Raw genomic sequence first — 14,742 nt, forward strand, 5'->3', positions numbered from 1 at the left:
ACCGTCTTAGGTCCGACCCCGCTTCCGTGCTGTCCGGCCGAACCGCTTGCCGTATTACCCCCGGGGGGTATATTCGTTCTCCGAGGGGGTGATCTGTCGTGCAGCACGACCACCAGCAGCACGACCACCAGCAACACGACCACCAGCAACACGGGCATGACGAGCCCGGCGGGCACGGTGGGCATGCCGGGCACGACAAGCATGCCGGGCACGATCCGGAGGTGTTCCGGCGCAAGTTCTGGCTGAGCCTGGCCCTGACCGTGCCGATCGTCGCCACCAGCCACATGGTGATGGACTGGTTCGGCTACTCGCTCGACTTCCCCGGCATTTCGCTGGTCGGGCCGGTGCTCGGCTCGGTGGTCTTCCTCTACGGCGGCTGGCCGTTCCTGGTCGGCGGTGTGCACGAGCTGCGCGGCCGCACGCCGGGAATGATGCTGCTGATCTCGATGGCCATCACGGTGGCGTACGTCGCCTCGCTCGCCACCAGCCTCGGCGCCTTCGACCTCGACTTCTGGTGGGAACTGGCCGCCCTGGTCACCATCATGCTGCTCGGGCACTGGCAGGAGATGAAGGCGATCGGGCAGGCCCGGGGTGCCCTCGCCGCCCTGGCCGCACTCCTGCCGGACGAGGCCGAACGGGTCGACGACGAGGGTGGCGTACACCGGGTCGCCCTGACCGAGCTGCGCATCGGCGACGTGGCGCTGGTCCGCCCCGGCGCCCGGGTACCGGCCGACGGCCAGGTGGTGGCCGGCACCGCCGAGCTGGACGAGTCGATGATCACCGGCGAGTCCCGACCGGTCTCCCGGACCGCCGGCGACCGGGTGGTGGCCGGCACCGTGGCGACCGACTCCGCGATCCGGGTCCGGATCGAGGCCGTCGGCGACGACACCGCGCTGGCCGGCATCCAGCGGCTGGTGAGCCAGGCGCAGCAGTCCAGCGGCCGCGCCCAGCTACTCGCCGACCGGTTCGCCGCCTGGCTGTTCTACGTCGCCACCGCCACCGCTGCGGTCACCTTCGTGGTCTGGTCCGCGCTCGGCGACGTCGACGAGGCGGTGGTGCGTACCGTCACGGTGCTGGTGATCGCCTGCCCGCACGCGCTCGGCCTGGCGATCCCGCTGGTCATCGCCCTCTCCACCGCCGTCGCCGCCAAGGCCGGAATCCTGGTCAAGGACCGCCTGGCGCTGGAACGGATGCGCACCGTGGACACCGTGCTGTTCGACAAGACCGGCACCCTGACCCGGGGCGCGCACACCGTCACCGCCGTCGCCGCCGACCCGGAAAACAACGCCGCCGACCCGGAACACCGCGCCGACGGTCGGGGCGGACCGGCCGACGCCGAGGACGAGGTACTCCGGCTCGCCGGTGCCGTCGAGGCGGAGAGCGAGCACCCGCTCGCCCGGGCCATCGTCACGGCCGCCGCCGGCCGCGGCGGCGCGGCGACCGCCACCGGCTTCCAATCGCTCACCGGCCGGGGCGTGCGGGCCACCGTCGACGGGCGGGACTTCGCCGTCGGCGGGCCGGCGCTGCTGCGCGAGCTGTCCGCCCGGCCCGGCGCCGGTCTCGACCGGATCACCGGGGACTGGTCCGCGCGCGGCGCCGCCGTCCTCTATCTGGTACGCCTCGACGACGCCGGGCCGCGCGTGCTCGGCGCGCTGGCCCTGGAGGACGAGGTACGCCCCGAGGCCGCCGACGCACTCACCGAGTTGCGGGCCGAGGGGGTACGTCGGATCGCCATGATCACCGGTGACGCCCGGCCGGTCGCCGAGACCGTCGCCGCGAAGCTCGGTTTCCGGCCGGGGGTGGACGAGGTCTTGGCCGAGGTGCTTCCGGCCGACAAGGACGACAAGGTGACCGACCTCCAGCACCGGGGTGCCACGGTGGCGATGGTCGGTGACGGGGTGAACGACGCCCCCGCACTGGCCAGGGCCAACGTCGGGATCGCCATCGGGGCCGGCACGGACGTCGCGATCGAGTCCGCCGGGGTGGTACTCGCCTCCTCCGACCCGCGCGGGGTCACCGGCGTCATCCGGCTGTCCCGGGCCTCGTACCGGAAGATGTTGCAGAACCTGGCCTGGGCCGCCGGCTACAACGTGGTGGCGCTGCCGCTCGCCGCCGGGGTGTTCGCCTGGGCCGGGGTCGCGTTGAGCCCGGCGGTCGGCGCGGTACTCATGTCCGGCTCGACAATCGTGGTGGCGTTGAACGCCCAACTCCTCCGCCGGGTAAGGCTGGCCCCACAGGAACGTTGAGTCCGCCGCCGGGTACGGCCGGCCCACAGAGTGCCGGGTTCGCCGACGGGTGCCCGTGCGCGGGGCTGGTCCACATCGGCGGCTGACTTACCTCTGCGATCGGCCTACGTCGGCGATCGGCCTACCTCGGCGGTTGGCGAACCAGCCGCGGCTGGTTCGCAGCGGCGGCTCGTCGGCGGCGCGCCTGTCAGGTCCAGGCGCGTTCGAAGGCGATGCGTGCCTCCAGTTCCAGCAGCTGCCGCTTCCGGGGCAGGCCGCCGCCGAAGCCGACCAGCTTGCCGCCGGCCCCGACGATTCGGTGACAGGGCACGATGACCGGTATCGGGTTCCGGTTGCAGGCCACCCCGACCGCCCGGGCCGCCCCGGGATCGCCGACCGCCGCCGCCACCTGGCCGTAGGTGCGCGTCTCGCCGTACGGGATCTTCGACATCTCGGTCCAGACCGCCCGCTCGAACTCCGAGCCCCGGCGTACCGAGAGCGGCACGCCGAACTCCGTCAACTCCCCGGCGAAGTACGCCCGCAACTGCCCGACCGCCGCCCGCAGCCCGGCGGTCTCCGCGTCGGCGGTGGCCGGGTCGGCGGTGGCCGGGTCGGCGGTGGCCGGGTCGGCGGTGGCCGGGTCGGCGGTCTCCGCGTCGGCGGTGGCCGGGTCGGCGGCCCCGGACAGTGCGGTGGCGGGCAGCGCCCCCTCCACCGGTCCGAAGTGCACGCCACAGACGCCGACATCGTCGACCCCGACGGCAAGCACCCCGATCGGCGAGTCGAACTCGGTCCAACGCATTCGGCCATTCTCCACCCGCGCTACACCCGCACCTGCACCCGGATGCGGCGCTCGGGCGCTGCCCGGCCGCGGCATCGCAAAGTTTCTCTGCACCTGCTAAGTTTCTTTGGCATGTGCAGGGTTTCATTGTGATCCGCGCCGAGCCGAGCGGTGACGACCTGGTCCGGATGCTGGCGACCCTGGCCAACCCGCACCGGATCCGGGTCGTCGCGGCACTGGTCCACGGGCGCAACTACGTGAGCCAGCTGGCCCGCGACCTCGGCATCAGCCGGGCACTGCTCCAGGTCCACCTGCGGAAGCTGGAGACGGCCGGTCTGGTCTCGGCCCACCTGGAGATCTCCGATGACGGGAAGGCGATGAAGTTCTACGAGGTCAACCGATTCGACGTACGGCTGACTCCGGAGACCGTGGCGGCGGCAGCCCGGACACTGCCGCCGTCGGAGCAGGACGGCCCGGATGCTCCGAACGATCCGGATGCTTCGGAAGCTCCGGACAGCGAGAAGGGATCACGGGGATGAATGGAAACGACTGGGCGGGCATGAGCGACGACGTGATCGAGGTGGTCGGCGCGATCGGCCTCTTCGCCCTGGTCATCATCGTGGTCACCACCGTCGTCATCCAGGTCTTCCGGACCAGGCGAGCCAGGATGGCGGCCAACCGCGCCGACCGGTACGAGGCGCTCGCCGAGACGGCGGTGCGGAGCCAGCAGAACACCGAGCGGCAGTTGACCGAGGTCGGTGCCCGGCTGGCCGCGATGGAGGCCCGGATGGTCTCCCTCGAACGGGTGCTCAAGGACGTCGAGTAGCCGGGACGACCGATAGCCGGGACGACCGAAGTGCGGTGACCCGGGCCGGGACCCGAAGCGCGGTGACCCGGGCCGGGACGACCGGCCGCCGGCCCTGGGCCGTCGAGCGCCAACTCGACGGCCCAGGAGGAAGAAGCACCACCTCGTCCGAGGGCGAGTTCTCAGCGCAACGCTCCTTCGACAGAAAGGACAGCACTTCATGCTGCCCGGAAGCAAACCATCCGTTCCCGGCGCCCCACCCGGGGCATCCGGCCGACGCGCGCCGCGGCGTAGCGCCGTCGTACTGGCCGGTCTCGTCACCTCCCTTGCCCTGAGCGCGCCGCCCGCGACAGCCGGACCGGCGTCCTCGGTGGGTTCTGGACCGCCTCCGGCTGTCGCGGCGGCCACCGCGGCGGCCACCGTGCCGTCCGGCGCGTCGGGTCCGGCCGTCGAGTGGCATCCGTGCCCGGACGACCGCTCCGCCGAGTGCGGCACCCTGTCCGTACCGGTCGACTGGAAGCGTCCCGACGGGCCGAGGTTCGACCTGTCCCTGGCCCGGCGTACCGCCACCGACCCGGCAACCCGGATCGGGACGCTCTTCTTCGGTCCGGGCGGCCCCGGAGACTCCGGCGTCGACCGGATCGTCAAGGGCGCCGGTCGGTTCGGCTCCGAACTGCCCGGCCGGTTCGACATCGTCAGCTTCGACCCGCGCGGAGTGGGCCGGAGCAACCCGGTGCGCTGCTCGACCGAGCTGCTGGCCCAGCGCCCGGCCCCCGTGCTGACCAACCAGCAGGACTTCGACGCCACGGTGGCGTACAACCGGCGGCTCCGGGCGGACTGCCGGGCCCGGACGGGGCCGCTGTTCGACCACGTCGACACGTCGAGCATGGCCCGCGACGTTGACGCCGTACGGGCCGCCCTCGGCGAGTCGACGCTGACCTTCCACGGCAGCTCGTACGGCACCCTGCTGGGCCAGCGCTACGCCGAACTCTTCCCACACCGGATCCGGGCGATGGTGCTGGAGAGCGTCCTCGACCACAGCGTCGGCACCCGGGACTTCCTGAACGCACAGACCTCAGCCGCGCAGGACTCGTTCGACGCCTTCGTCGACTGGTGCGACCGGACCAGGAGCTGCGCCCTGCACGGGCGGGACGTCCGGGCGGTCTGGGCGGACCTGCTCGGCCGGGCGGGGCGTGGCGAGGTACCGGACCCGGACAACCCCTCGGCGACACTCACCCCGTACGCCCTGAGCGGTTTCCTCGCCCCGCGCGCGCTCTACGAGCCGCACTACGCCGAACTGGCCGAGAGCATCGCCGGGCTGGCCGGCCCGTCCTCGGCCAAGCCGTCGGGGTCGGCCGACCCGTCGGGGTCGGCGCTGTCGGGGTCGGCGCTGTCGGGTTGGCGTGGCGAGCCGACCGGACCGGGGTCGGCGACCAGGACCGATCCGCAGGCGGTCTTCTGCCAGGACTGGGAGTTGCCGATCCGGAACTACCGGGAGTACGCCGCCCGGCTGCGGGAGATGGCCCGGCTCGGGACCGACCTGCCCTACCCACGGGCGCTGGCCGGGGTGGAGTCCTGCCTCGGCGCGCCGAGGGTGGAGCATCCGCAGCACCGGTTGCGGGTCCGGGTGGACCGCCCGATCCTGCTGCTCAACGCGGTGCACGACCCGGTCACCGGCTATGACTGGGCCACCAACGTGACCCGGCAACTCGGCCGGTACGGCGTGCTGCTCAGCTACGAAGGTGCCGGGCACGGCGTCTACACCGCAACGGAGTGCACCCGGGGGACGGTCGACCGCTACCTCGTCGACCTCGTCGTGCCGCCCCGAGGTGCCAGCTGCCCCGCAGCCCGCCCCGCCGCGGTCCCGGCCCGCTGACCTTCGCCGACCAACGTCGCACACTGCGGGGCAGCCGCCCTGCTCACCTGGACACCAGAGGCGTCACCGCCGCTCGGTAACGCCTCTGGTGTCCAGGTCTGCGCCGTGCCCGCCCTCGGCGGTGGCGCGGCAAGGTGAGGTTGGTTCAGTTATTCGGGTCACAGTCTGACCGTTCGGTTAGTTACTGACCGAACGGTCAGGGCACGCTGGGGCGCGGAGGTGACGGCGATGGCACGCGGCAGGACCCGCGCCGAGATCCTGGCCGTAGCGGCCCGGCAGTTCGCGCACGCGGGATTCAAGGGCACGTCCCTGCACGACATCGCGGTCGAGGTCGGCTGCTCCAAGGCCACCCTGCTCTACCACTTCGACAGCAAGGAGGCGATCCTGCTCGCCCTGGTCGCTCCGGCCGCCGGCGGGCTGGTCGCCCTCGACACCCGACTCGCCGCGCTGCACGACGACGACGCCCGGGAAGCCGCCATCGACGGCTTCGTCGACCTGGTGGTGACGTACCGGCGCGAGGTGGCGTTGATCTACCACGACCTGCCGTACCTGCTCGACCACCCCGCCTTCGCCGACCTGCAACCGGCGACCGCCCGGCTGGTCGCGGCCTTCGCCGGCCGCTCGGCCGACCCGGCCGACGAGATCGCCGCGCACGTCCTGCTCGCCGGGATCACCGCGATCGTCATCGACCATCCCGACGACGACGCGGGCGAACTCCGCTCCGCGCTGGTCAGGGTCGCCCGTCGCGCCCTCCGCCCCGACAGCCGGACCACCGCCACACCCCCGGACACCCTCGCCACACCAGACAGCCCAGCCACACCAGACACCCCCGCCACAGCAGAACCAGACACCCCGATCCGACCGACGACCAAGGAAGCGAACGACACATGGCGACTGTCCTCTACCGGCTAGGCCGGACCTCGTTCCGGCGCCGCCGGCTCGTGGTGGTCCTCTGGCTCGTCCTGCTGGCCGCGCTCGGCGGGGCCGCAGCGGCGTTCATGGGCCCGACATCGAGCAACTTCACCATCCCCGGGACCGAGTCGCAGCGGGCCATCGACGCGCTCAAGCAGGAGTTCCCGGAGGCGAGCGGCGCGACCGGCACCATCGTGGTCGCCGCTCCGGAGGGCCAGCAGCTCGGCACGCCGGAACGCCAGGCGGCAGTGGCCGAGCTGGTGCGCGAGGCGAACGGGCTGCCCGGCGTGGTCGGCGCGCTCGACCCGTTCACCACCGGGGCGCTCTCCCAGGACGGCCGGCACGCACTGGTGCAGGTGCAGTTCGCCGACCGGGCCGACGACGTCACCGACGCCCAGCGCGAGGCGTACGAGCGCAGCGGCTCGGCGGCGACGGCGGCCGGGTTGCGGGTCGAACACGGCGGCGAGGTGATGTCCAGCGTGCCCGAGGTGGGCGGCACCGAGGCGATCGGCGTGGTGGTCGCCCTGGTCGTACTGGTCGTGACGCTGGGTTCGCTGGTCGCGGCCGGGATGACGATGCTCAACGCGCTGATCGGGGTCGGCGCCGGAATGGCCGGCCTCTACGCGCTCAGCAGCGTCGTCGAGCTGACCAGCACCGCGCCGGTACTCGCCCTGATGCTCGGCCTCGCGGTCGGGATCGACTACTCGCTCTTCATCACCTCCCGCTACCGGCAGAACCTGCTGGAAGGACTGGAGCCGGAGGAGGCGGCCGGACGGGCGATCGGCACAGCCGGCTCGGCGGTGCTCTTCGCCGGGGTGACAGTGGTCATCGCACTCGCCGGACTGGCGGTGGTGAACATCCCGTTCCTGACCGTCATGGGTCTGGCCGCCGCCGGGACCGTCGCGGTCGCCGTACTCGTGGCGTTGACGCTGCTTCCCGCGCTGCTCGGCTTCGCCGGCCGGCGCATCCTGCCGCGCCGGCTGCGCCGCACCGCGCCGGCCCCGGCCGCCGGTACCGGATCCGGCGCTGCCACCGGAGCGGACGCGGGCGCGGGCGCAGACGCCGGAGCGGGCGCGGGCGCAGACGCCGGAGCGGGCGCGGGCGCAGACGCCGGAGCGGGCGCGGGCGCCGAGGGGTTCGGGTTCCGGTGGGCGCGGCTGGTCATCCGGCTGCGGGTACCGTTGATCCTGGTCGCCGTGCTCGGCCTCGGCGCGCTGGCGCTGCCGGCCGCCGACATGCGGGTCGCGCTGCCGGACCACGGCACCGCACCGCACGGTACGCCGCAACGCGAGGCCGCCGACCTGATCACCGAGGGGTTCGGGCCGGGCTTCAACAACCGGCTCGCGCTGGTGGTCTCCAGCGACTCGCCGGAGCGGACCGGCACGGTCGCCCAGGAGGTGACCGGCATGCTCCAGGGCACCGAGAACCTGCTCGCGGTAAGCCCGCCGAACCTGAGCCGGGACCGGCTGACCGCCGTGCTGGCGGTGATCCCGACGACCGGTCCGACCGACCCGGCGACCGAGACCCTGGTGCACCAGGTACGCGAGAAGGTCGCCCCGATCGACGGGCTCGCCGACACCGAGGTGGCGTTGACCGGCCAGACGGCGATCGGGATCGACGTCTCGGAGAAGCTCGCCGACGCGATGCCGTGGTACCTGCTGCTCGTGGTGGGGCTGTCGGTACTGCTGCTGATGCTCGTGTTCCGGTCCGTGCTGGTGCCGCTGAAGGCGGCGCTGGGCTTCCTGCTCACCGTCGGCGCCACGTTCGGGCTCACCGTACTGGTCTTCCAGCACGGCCACCTCAGTGAACTCGTCGGGCTGGACACACCGGGTCCGCTGGTCAGCTTCCTGCCGATCCTGCTGATCGGCATCCTGTTCGGCCTGGCCATGGACTACGAGGTGTTCCTGGTCTCCCGGATGCGGGAGGACTTCGTGCACGGCGACACCCCGACCCAGGCCACCATCAACGGGATGGGGCACGGTGCCCGGGTGGTCACCGCCGCCGCACTCATCATGACCTCGGTCTTCGCCGGCTTCATCCTGCTCGACGACCCGGTGATCAAGTCGATGGGCTTCGCCCTCGCCGTCGGGGTGGCCATCGACGCCTTCGTGGTCCGGATGACGATCGTGCCGGCGGTGATCTCGCTGCTCGGCCGTGGTGCCTGGTGGCTGCCGGGCTGGCTGTCGAAGGTCCTGCCGAACGTCGACATCGAGGGCGAGCGGCTGCGCCACCACCTGGCCGACGAGACCGAGTCCGAGCGGGTCCCGGCCGGGGTCTGAGCAACGGGTCACCGTGGGCTGTCACCACCCTGCCGAGGGGGGTGGCAGCCCACGGTCCGTTCCGGCGCCGACCGGCACCCGCCCAGTCGGGGCCAGGGTCAGGGGCGGAAGGCCAGTACGCGTTCGGCGTGGTGTGCCGCGATGCCCCGCATGAAGTCGCGGTCGGGAAAGTCCCCGTCGAGCAGCCGCAGTGGACCGGCGACCAGCGACAGGTGCTGGGCGAGTTGGTAGAGCCGGAGTCGCCGCTCGTCGAGGCCGTCGACGGCCAGCGGGGAGTAGTGCCGGACCTCCGGGGTACGGACTCCGGCCGCCACGAGTACGGCGTCGGCCGCCTCGAACAGCTCGCTGCCGGAGGCGTCCCCGAACACGTCCCGGGCCGGGTCGTCAACACGGCCGGCGGTACCGGACGGATCGTCACCGGCCGATCGGAGCCGCTCGGGCCAGTAGTTCTCGTCGGGGCTCCAGACGTACGCGACCACCGTCGAGCGGTCGTCGAGGCCGAGCCGGTAGACGCCCTTCTTCGTGCCGCCGCGCAGCCGGGTCAGCTCGTCGATCCGCCGGTCGGTGCCGAGACCGTCCCGCACCACCGCCGCCAGCCACTTCCGGTCGGCAAACCGTCGATCCAACGCCCTCTCCCCAGCCCGTCGTCCCGGCCCGCCATACCGCCGCACGTCCGGGTACCGCATCCGGCCCGCACGTCCGGCGGCGACTGTATCGGTCACTGATGGTGATGCCGCTGGCCGGCGCGTTTTCCGGAGGGAGCAAACTTTTCCCGGTCGGCGGCGTCTAGGACAGCGGGAGGTGTGCCGTGGGTCGGGCGTCCGAGCGGGAATTCACCGCGTTCGTGCACGAGCGGGGCGATGTGCTGCTCCGCGTCGCCCAGGCACTCGCCGGTGACCGCTACGCCGCCGAGGACCTGTTGCAGAACGCGCTGGCGAAGGCGTACGCCCGGTGGCCCCGGATCCGGGGTGACGCGGAGCCGTACGTCCGGCAGATCCTCTACCACGACCAGGTCTCGGTCTGGCGGCGGCGCGGCCGGCGGGCCGAGGTGCCGCACGCCGAGGTGCCGGAGCCCCCGGCCGCCGACACCCAGCACGACCACGAGACGGCGGTCCGGATGATGCTCCGGGACGCGCTGATGATGTTGCCGCCCAGGCAGCGGGCGGTACTGGTGCTGCGCTATCTGGAGGACCAGACGGTGGAGCAGACCGCCGCCGCGCTCGGCTGCCGCCCCGGCACCGTCGCCAGCCAGGCATCCCGGGCCCTGGGCAAACTTCGTGAACTCGTGCCGGAGTTCGCGGACCTGACCGAGCGGGCGGAGGCACTGCGATGAGTGAGCGCGCGGATCGGCTGCTGCGGGAGGCCGTACGCGAGTTGGCCGGTACTCCCCACCAGCCGCAGGACTTCGCGTCCGCCGCCATCGCGCAGGGGCGGCGGATCCGTCGGCGCCGGCAGACGGTGGCCACGGCGGCGGCGGTGGTCGCGATCGGCGCGATCGTGGCGCCGTACGTCTGGCTGCGGCCCGACTCGCGGCCACCGCTGGCGGTCGGCGGGCCACCGGCGGCGACCACTCCGGTCGCGACCGCCACCGGTTCGCCGACCCCTCGGCCGACCCCCCGCGGGGACTGGTCGAGCGGCCCCGTCGAGCTGCCCGGCGGCGCGCTGCTGCTGACCGCCGGCTCGACCGGGGCTGCCGGCCCGACCTGGGTGTACGACCCGGCCAACCGTCGCTACGTCAGCCTGCCGGCGACCTACACGGCGGTCCGGGCCAGCCCGCACCGGAGCGTGGCGGCGGTGCGCCGCAACGACCGTCCGACGGACGTCGGGCTCTACGACCTGGCGACCGGCAAGCCGCGCTGGTTCAGGGCCGGCGGCACCGTCCTGGCGCTCGACTGGTCACCGGACGGGAGCCGGCTGCTGGTCACCCTCCAGGACCGGAAGACCGGGGTGTACTCGATCGGCCTGCTGGCTCCCGACAACGGCTCCTTCCAGCGCTACCCCCTCAAGACGCGTGAGCTGGGCTGCGTCCAGGCATGCCAGTTCACCTGGCTGCCGAGCGGCAAGGAGGTGGCACTGCCGCTGGCCGGCCCGATAGTCGACCTTTCCGGGGCGAACCCGCCGGCCGGGAAATCCGGCCTGCAACTCTTCGCGGTCGACGACGGCATGCCGACCCGGTTCCTGCCGGTCCAGGGTGACATCCTCCGTTCGACCGCGTGGTCTCCGGACGGCTCGATGGTGGTGGTCTCGGTACTGTCGCCGGCCTCGGGAGCCAGAAGTGGCGCGATACCGCGGGCCACGGATGCCGCGGGCCGCAAGGGCGAGGTGCGGACGACGGCACAGCTCGTCTCGACGGACACCGGGAGGGTGCTCCGGCAACTGCCGAGCGCCGACGTCGCCTGGGTCGGGCCCGATCGACTGCTCCATCTGGACGTCGAGGGTAAGCCCGGCACGCTTGTCGCGCTGCTCGCCGACGTGGTCGGGACCCAGCACGAGCGGGTCGAACTTCCCGCCGGGCTACTACGCAGCGACGAGTTCACCGTCGCGGTCAGGTGATCCTCGGGTAACGATCCGGTACGCAGGGCCCGGACACCGCATGGATCCGCACCCACAGCCGACGCCGAACGGCTAATGTCGCACGGACGTCCGGCCGGGGTGGGTACGGTGACCAGGCCCCGATCCGCTGCCCACCGGCCGGCGTCCGAGCCGAAACCGGACCACCCCACTGTGGACGTCCGGCCTCCTGTCGCCACCGGCCGGCACCGGCCCGGAGCCCAGGTGGTCGCGTTCAGCGGACGTCCAGGTTGCCCGGGCCGGTTACCTTGCAAGTCGTGGCAGCGGGGACTCTGATCTTCCTCATCATCGGCGGCGCCGGAGTCGCGGTGCTGGTGCTCGCCCTGCTCGGCACGGAGTTGGCGCACATCGGCAACCCGGACGTCGACGGCCCGATCAGCCTGGAGGCGATCGCCGCGTTCGCCGGCGTACTCGGCTTCGGCGGGGCCATCGCCAACGAGCTGATCGGCGGCCGTACCGTCGGCCAGGTCGTCGCCGCGGGCGGGCTGGGCGCGCTGGCGGCGGTCCCGGCCGGCTGGTTCGCGGCCCGGCTCTCCCGGGCGGCCCGGGACATGCGCACCGACGCCACGCCGACCCGCAACGACCTGGTCGGCGCACTCGGCGTGGTGGTCACCCCGATTCCCGGCACCGGCTACGGCGAGGTACGGGTCCGGGTCGGCGGCCAGCCGGTGAAGCTCAACGCCAGAGCCGAGCGACCGATCGCGCTCGGCGCACAGATCTTCGTCGTCGAGGCACTGACCGAGACCAGCGTTCTCGTCGAGACCTACTGACCCACCGACCCACCCCACGCACGACCGAACCCACCCACGCGCGCGCGGGTGGCCGACCGCACACGCCAACCCCCTCACCGAACGGACGCCTGTCATGCTGATCCTCGTCGCCATCGGCGGAGCAGTACTCCTGGCCCTCATCCTCGTCCTCTTCGTGCTCTCCCGGATCAAGGTCGCCGGGCCGAACGAGGCGTTCATCGTCACCGGCCGCAAGGGCCGTACGACACAGAGCGCCGACGGCAGCCGGTCCACCGACATGTCCGGGCAGAAGGTCGTACTCGGCGCCTCGGTCTTCGTCCTGCCGGTGGTGCAGAAGCTCCAGTCGCTCGACCTGTCCAGCCGGCGGATCGACGTCAGCATCAAGGGTGCGGTCAGCAAGCAGGGCATCCGGGCCGAGCTGCACGGCGTGGCGATCGTCAAGGTCGGCGGCACCGAGGACGCGATCCGGGCGGCGGCGCAGCGGTTCCTGCACCAGCAGGACGAGATCGAGAGCTTCACCCGGGAGGTACTGGCCGGTGCGCTCCGCTCGATCGTCGGCCGGCTCACCGTCGAGGAGGTCATCCGGGACCGGGCGGCCTTCGCCAGCGCGGTCGCCGAGGAGGCCGAGCACTCGATGACCAACCAGGGTCTGGTGCTGGACACCTTCCAGCTCCAGGACATCCTGGCCGAGGGCTCCTACCTGCAGGACCTGGGCCGGCCGGAAGCCGCCCGGGTGCTCAAGGACGCCGCCATCGCCGAGGCGCGGGCCCGGCAGGTCGCCGAGCAGGAGCGGCTGCTGGCCGAGGAGAAGATCGCCGAGGCGAACCGGAACCTGGCGCTGAAGCAGGCTGGCATCCAGGCCGAGATCGACGCGGCCCGGGCCAAGTCCGCCGCCGCCGGACCGCTGGCCCAGGCCGAGCGGGACCAGGCGATCCTGACCGAGCAGCAGAAGGTCGCCGAGCGCAATGCCGAGCTGAAGCAGCGGCAGCTCGACACCGAGGTCCGCAAGCCGGCCGACGCGGCCCGGTACAAGGTGGAGCAGGAGGCCGAGGCGTCCCGCAACGCGGCGGTGCTGGCCGCCGACGCCGAGCGGCAGGCCACCATCGCCGCCGCCCAGGCCGCCGCCGAGCAGGCCCGGTTGACCGGTGAGGGCGAGCGGGCCCGCCGGGCGGCACTGGCCGAGGCGAACGCGATCGAGGGTGCCAAGGAGGGTGAGGCCGAGCAGCGCCGCCGTACCGCGATCGCCGAGGCGGTCGAGCGGGAGGGCCAGGCGGAGGCGGCGGCGATCCTCGCCCGGGGCCAGGCCGAGGCCGAGTCGATGTCCCGCAAGGCCGAGGCCTTCTCGGCGTACGGCGAGGCGGCCGTGCTCGACCTGCTGGTCAAGGTGCTCCCGCAGGTGGTCGAGGCGGCGAGTGCTCCGGTCGGCGCGATCGACAAGATCACTGTCATCTCCACCGACGGTGCCTCCTCGCTCACCAAGTCGGTGGCGGCGAACGTGGCCCAGGGGCTCCAGCTCGGCAGCGACCTGACCGGGGTCGACCTGACCGGGCTGCTCGCCCGGCTCGGCACGGCCCGGGGCGGCGCCGACCAGGTTGTCGACGGCACGCTCACCAACGGCGGCAAGGCGGTCGAGCCGAAGAGCTGACCCGCGGTACCGTCCAGCCGCGGCCCGGCCCGGAGTTGCCGTTCCGGTGCCGGGCCGCCTGGCGTCCGGGCGGCCGTGCCCGCCGGGCGGGAACGCGGCCTGCGTCCCGGCTCGGGCTTCCTACCGGATCCGCTCGTACGCCGTGGTGGAGACCAGGGACCGCTGGTCGAGCGAGTCACCGGCGCACACGTAGTCCGACGGGGCGGTCGAGGCGGTGTACGGCCGCCAGGGCCCGGCCGTACCAGCGCCGACCCGGAGCCGCACCTCGGCGGCGGAGCGTACGTCCCGCAGCTCGATCCGGTCGCCGACCAGCGCGTAGCGGTAGTCGACCCGGCCCCGCAGTTCGAGTACGACCTGCTGGCCGGCGTAACTGCTGGCGAAGGCGGTGCCGGTGCCGTAGTCGGCGATCCCGACGCCCGTGGCGCTGAGCGAGAGGGTCGAGCCGGTGCCGCCGGTGAAGCTCAGCCGCCCCACCCCGGGTACGTCGACGTCCTCCCGGTGCGAGACGACCCGCCAGTTGCCGGGCAGACAGTCGGCGGCGACCGGTCCGCTCGGTGTGCCCGGCGGTGCGGAGGTGCCGCCGGTGGCGGGGCCCGAACCGGTCGAGCCGTCCGGTCCGGCGCCGGTCGAGCCGGTCGGTCCGGCGCCGGTCGGGGCGGGCGCGCCGGCCTGCCGGAGCACGAGTACGAGCACAGTCGCGACGACGAGGGCCAGCAGCGTTGACGCCAGCGCCACGATCGGCACCAGGAAGGAACGGTGGCCCGGCCGACCCGAGACGGCCACGATCACCTCCCCGCCGGTCGTACGCCGGATAGCACGGTATCGAACGTGGTCGGGGCGGCGAACCGTCCGTTCCGGCATTGACAACCGGTTGGCTGTAACAGAAGCTGTTACAGCCA

The 14,742-nt window shown here is 72.8% G+C and carries 12 protein-coding genes and 1 pseudogene; 10 read left to right on the top strand and 3 right to left on the bottom strand.

Going from position 1 to position 14,742, the window contains the following annotated elements:
• The first annotated feature begins 98 nt into the window (after positions 1-98).
• On the top strand, positions 99-2,246 hold the full coding sequence (locus ACN28A_RS13610; RefSeq protein ID WP_421395491.1) for a heavy metal translocating P-type ATPase: 2,148 nt from the start codon (positions 99-101) through the stop codon (positions 2,244-2,246).
• Positions 2,247-2,433: 187 nt separating this feature from the next.
• On the opposite strand, the gene ACN28A_RS13615 is transcribed toward ACN28A_RS13610, so the two are convergent.
• Positions 2,434-3,027, bottom strand: coding sequence for a methylated-DNA--[protein]-cysteine S-methyltransferase (locus tag ACN28A_RS13615; protein WP_421395493.1), 594 nt, complete (start codon positions 3,025-3,027; stop codon positions 2,434-2,436).
• A gap of 167 nt (positions 3,028-3,194) precedes the next feature.
• Here ACN28A_RS13615 and ACN28A_RS13620 point away from each other — a divergent pair, with 167 nt between their 5' ends.
• The 5 genes and pseudogenes from ACN28A_RS13620 (at position 3,195) to ACN28A_RS13640 (ending at position 8,878) form a co-directional block, all read left to right on the top strand.
• Positions 3,195-3,545 carry an ArsR/SmtB family transcription factor gene (locus tag ACN28A_RS13620; protein WP_421404358.1) on the top strand — a complete coding sequence of 117 codons (351 nt, stop codon included), beginning with the start codon at positions 3,195-3,197 and terminating at the stop codon, positions 3,543-3,545.
• Positions 3,542-3,832, top strand: a complete 291-nt coding sequence (locus tag ACN28A_RS13625) for a hypothetical protein (RefSeq protein ID WP_421395494.1) — start codon at positions 3,542-3,544, stop codon at positions 3,830-3,832. Before ACN28A_RS13620 ends, ACN28A_RS13625 begins: the two co-directional genes overlap by 4 nt.
• Before the next feature lie 349 nt (positions 3,833-4,181).
• Positions 4,182-5,687: an alpha/beta fold hydrolase gene (locus tag ACN28A_RS13630; RefSeq protein ID WP_421395495.1), complete on the top strand. Its 1,506-nt coding sequence runs from the start codon at positions 4,182-4,184 to the stop codon at positions 5,685-5,687.
• Between the two features lie 228 nt (positions 5,688-5,915).
• Positions 5,916-6,446, top strand: a pseudogene (locus ACN28A_RS13635) (TetR/AcrR family transcriptional regulator); the annotation flags it as partial.
• A 128-nt stretch (positions 6,447-6,574) separates the two neighbouring features.
• The gene (locus tag ACN28A_RS13640) at positions 6,575-8,878 is read left to right on the top strand and encodes an MMPL family transporter (RefSeq protein ID WP_421395497.1); all 2,304 of its coding nucleotides are present in this window, start codon (positions 6,575-6,577) and stop codon (positions 8,876-8,878) included.
• Positions 8,879-8,976: 98 nt separating this feature from the next.
• Here the strand turns inward: ACN28A_RS13640 and ACN28A_RS13645 are convergent, their stop codons facing one another.
• Positions 8,977-9,504 (bottom strand): hypothetical protein, encoded by a 528-nt coding sequence (locus ACN28A_RS13645; RefSeq protein ID WP_421395499.1) that lies wholly within the window; start codon positions 9,502-9,504, stop codon positions 8,977-8,979.
• A 182-nt stretch (positions 9,505-9,686) separates the two neighbouring features.
• On the opposite strand from ACN28A_RS13645, the gene ACN28A_RS13650 reads away from it, so the two are divergent.
• The 4 genes from ACN28A_RS13650 to ACN28A_RS13665 all read left to right on the top strand — a co-directional run bounded on the left by ACN28A_RS13650 (position 9,687) and on the right by ACN28A_RS13665 (position 13,843).
• Positions 9,687-10,211 (top strand): SigE family RNA polymerase sigma factor, encoded by a 525-nt coding sequence (locus tag ACN28A_RS13650; RefSeq protein WP_421395501.1) that lies wholly within the window; start codon positions 9,687-9,689, stop codon positions 10,209-10,211.
• On the top strand, positions 10,208-11,431 hold the full coding sequence (locus ACN28A_RS13655; protein ID WP_421395502.1) for a hypothetical protein: 1,224 nt from the start codon (positions 10,208-10,210) through the stop codon (positions 11,429-11,431). Before ACN28A_RS13650 ends, ACN28A_RS13655 begins: the two co-directional genes overlap by 4 nt.
• A gap of 266 nt (positions 11,432-11,697) precedes the next feature.
• On the top strand, positions 11,698-12,219 hold the full coding sequence (locus ACN28A_RS13660; protein WP_421395503.1) for a hypothetical protein: 522 nt from the start codon (positions 11,698-11,700) through the stop codon (positions 12,217-12,219).
• 94 nt (positions 12,220-12,313) lie between these two features.
• On the top strand, positions 12,314-13,843 hold the full coding sequence (locus ACN28A_RS13665) for a flotillin family protein (RefSeq protein WP_421395505.1): 1,530 nt from the start codon (positions 12,314-12,316) through the stop codon (positions 13,841-13,843).
• A gap of 120 nt (positions 13,844-13,963) precedes the next feature.
• Here the strand turns inward: ACN28A_RS13665 and ACN28A_RS13670 are convergent, their stop codons facing one another.
• The gene (locus ACN28A_RS13670; RefSeq protein WP_421395506.1) at positions 13,964-14,626 is read right to left on the bottom strand and encodes a hypothetical protein; all 663 of its coding nucleotides are present in this window, start codon (positions 14,624-14,626) and stop codon (positions 13,964-13,966) included.
• Between the last annotated feature and the right edge of the window lie 116 nt (positions 14,627-14,742).

Source organism: Plantactinospora sp. WMMB782 (genome assembly GCF_049179135.1).
Taxonomy (GTDB): Bacteria; Actinomycetota; Actinomycetes; order Mycobacteriales; family Micromonosporaceae; genus Plantactinospora.

What these genes read in the sequence shown, in the direction of transcription:
- ACN28A_RS13615 (WP_421395493.1), bottom strand. Translation starts at nt 3,027, where the DNA reads ATGCGTTGGACCGAGTTCGACTCGCCGATCGGGGTGCTTGCCGTCGGG.
- ACN28A_RS13620 (WP_421404358.1), top strand. Translation starts at nt 3,195, where the DNA reads ATGCTGGCGACCCTGGCCAACCCGCACCGGATCCGGGTCGTCGCGGCA.
- ACN28A_RS13625 (WP_421395494.1), top strand. Translation starts at nt 3,542, where the DNA reads ATGAATGGAAACGACTGGGCGGGCATGAGCGACGACGTGATCGAGGTG.
- ACN28A_RS13640 (WP_421395497.1), top strand. Translation starts at nt 6,575, where the DNA reads ATGGCGACTGTCCTCTACCGGCTAGGCCGGACCTCGTTCCGGCGCCGC.
- ACN28A_RS13655 (WP_421395502.1), top strand. Translation starts at nt 10,208, where the DNA reads ATGAGTGAGCGCGCGGATCGGCTGCTGCGGGAGGCCGTACGCGAGTTG.
- ACN28A_RS13665 (WP_421395505.1), top strand. Translation starts at nt 12,314, where the DNA reads ATGCTGATCCTCGTCGCCATCGGCGGAGCAGTACTCCTGGCCCTCATC.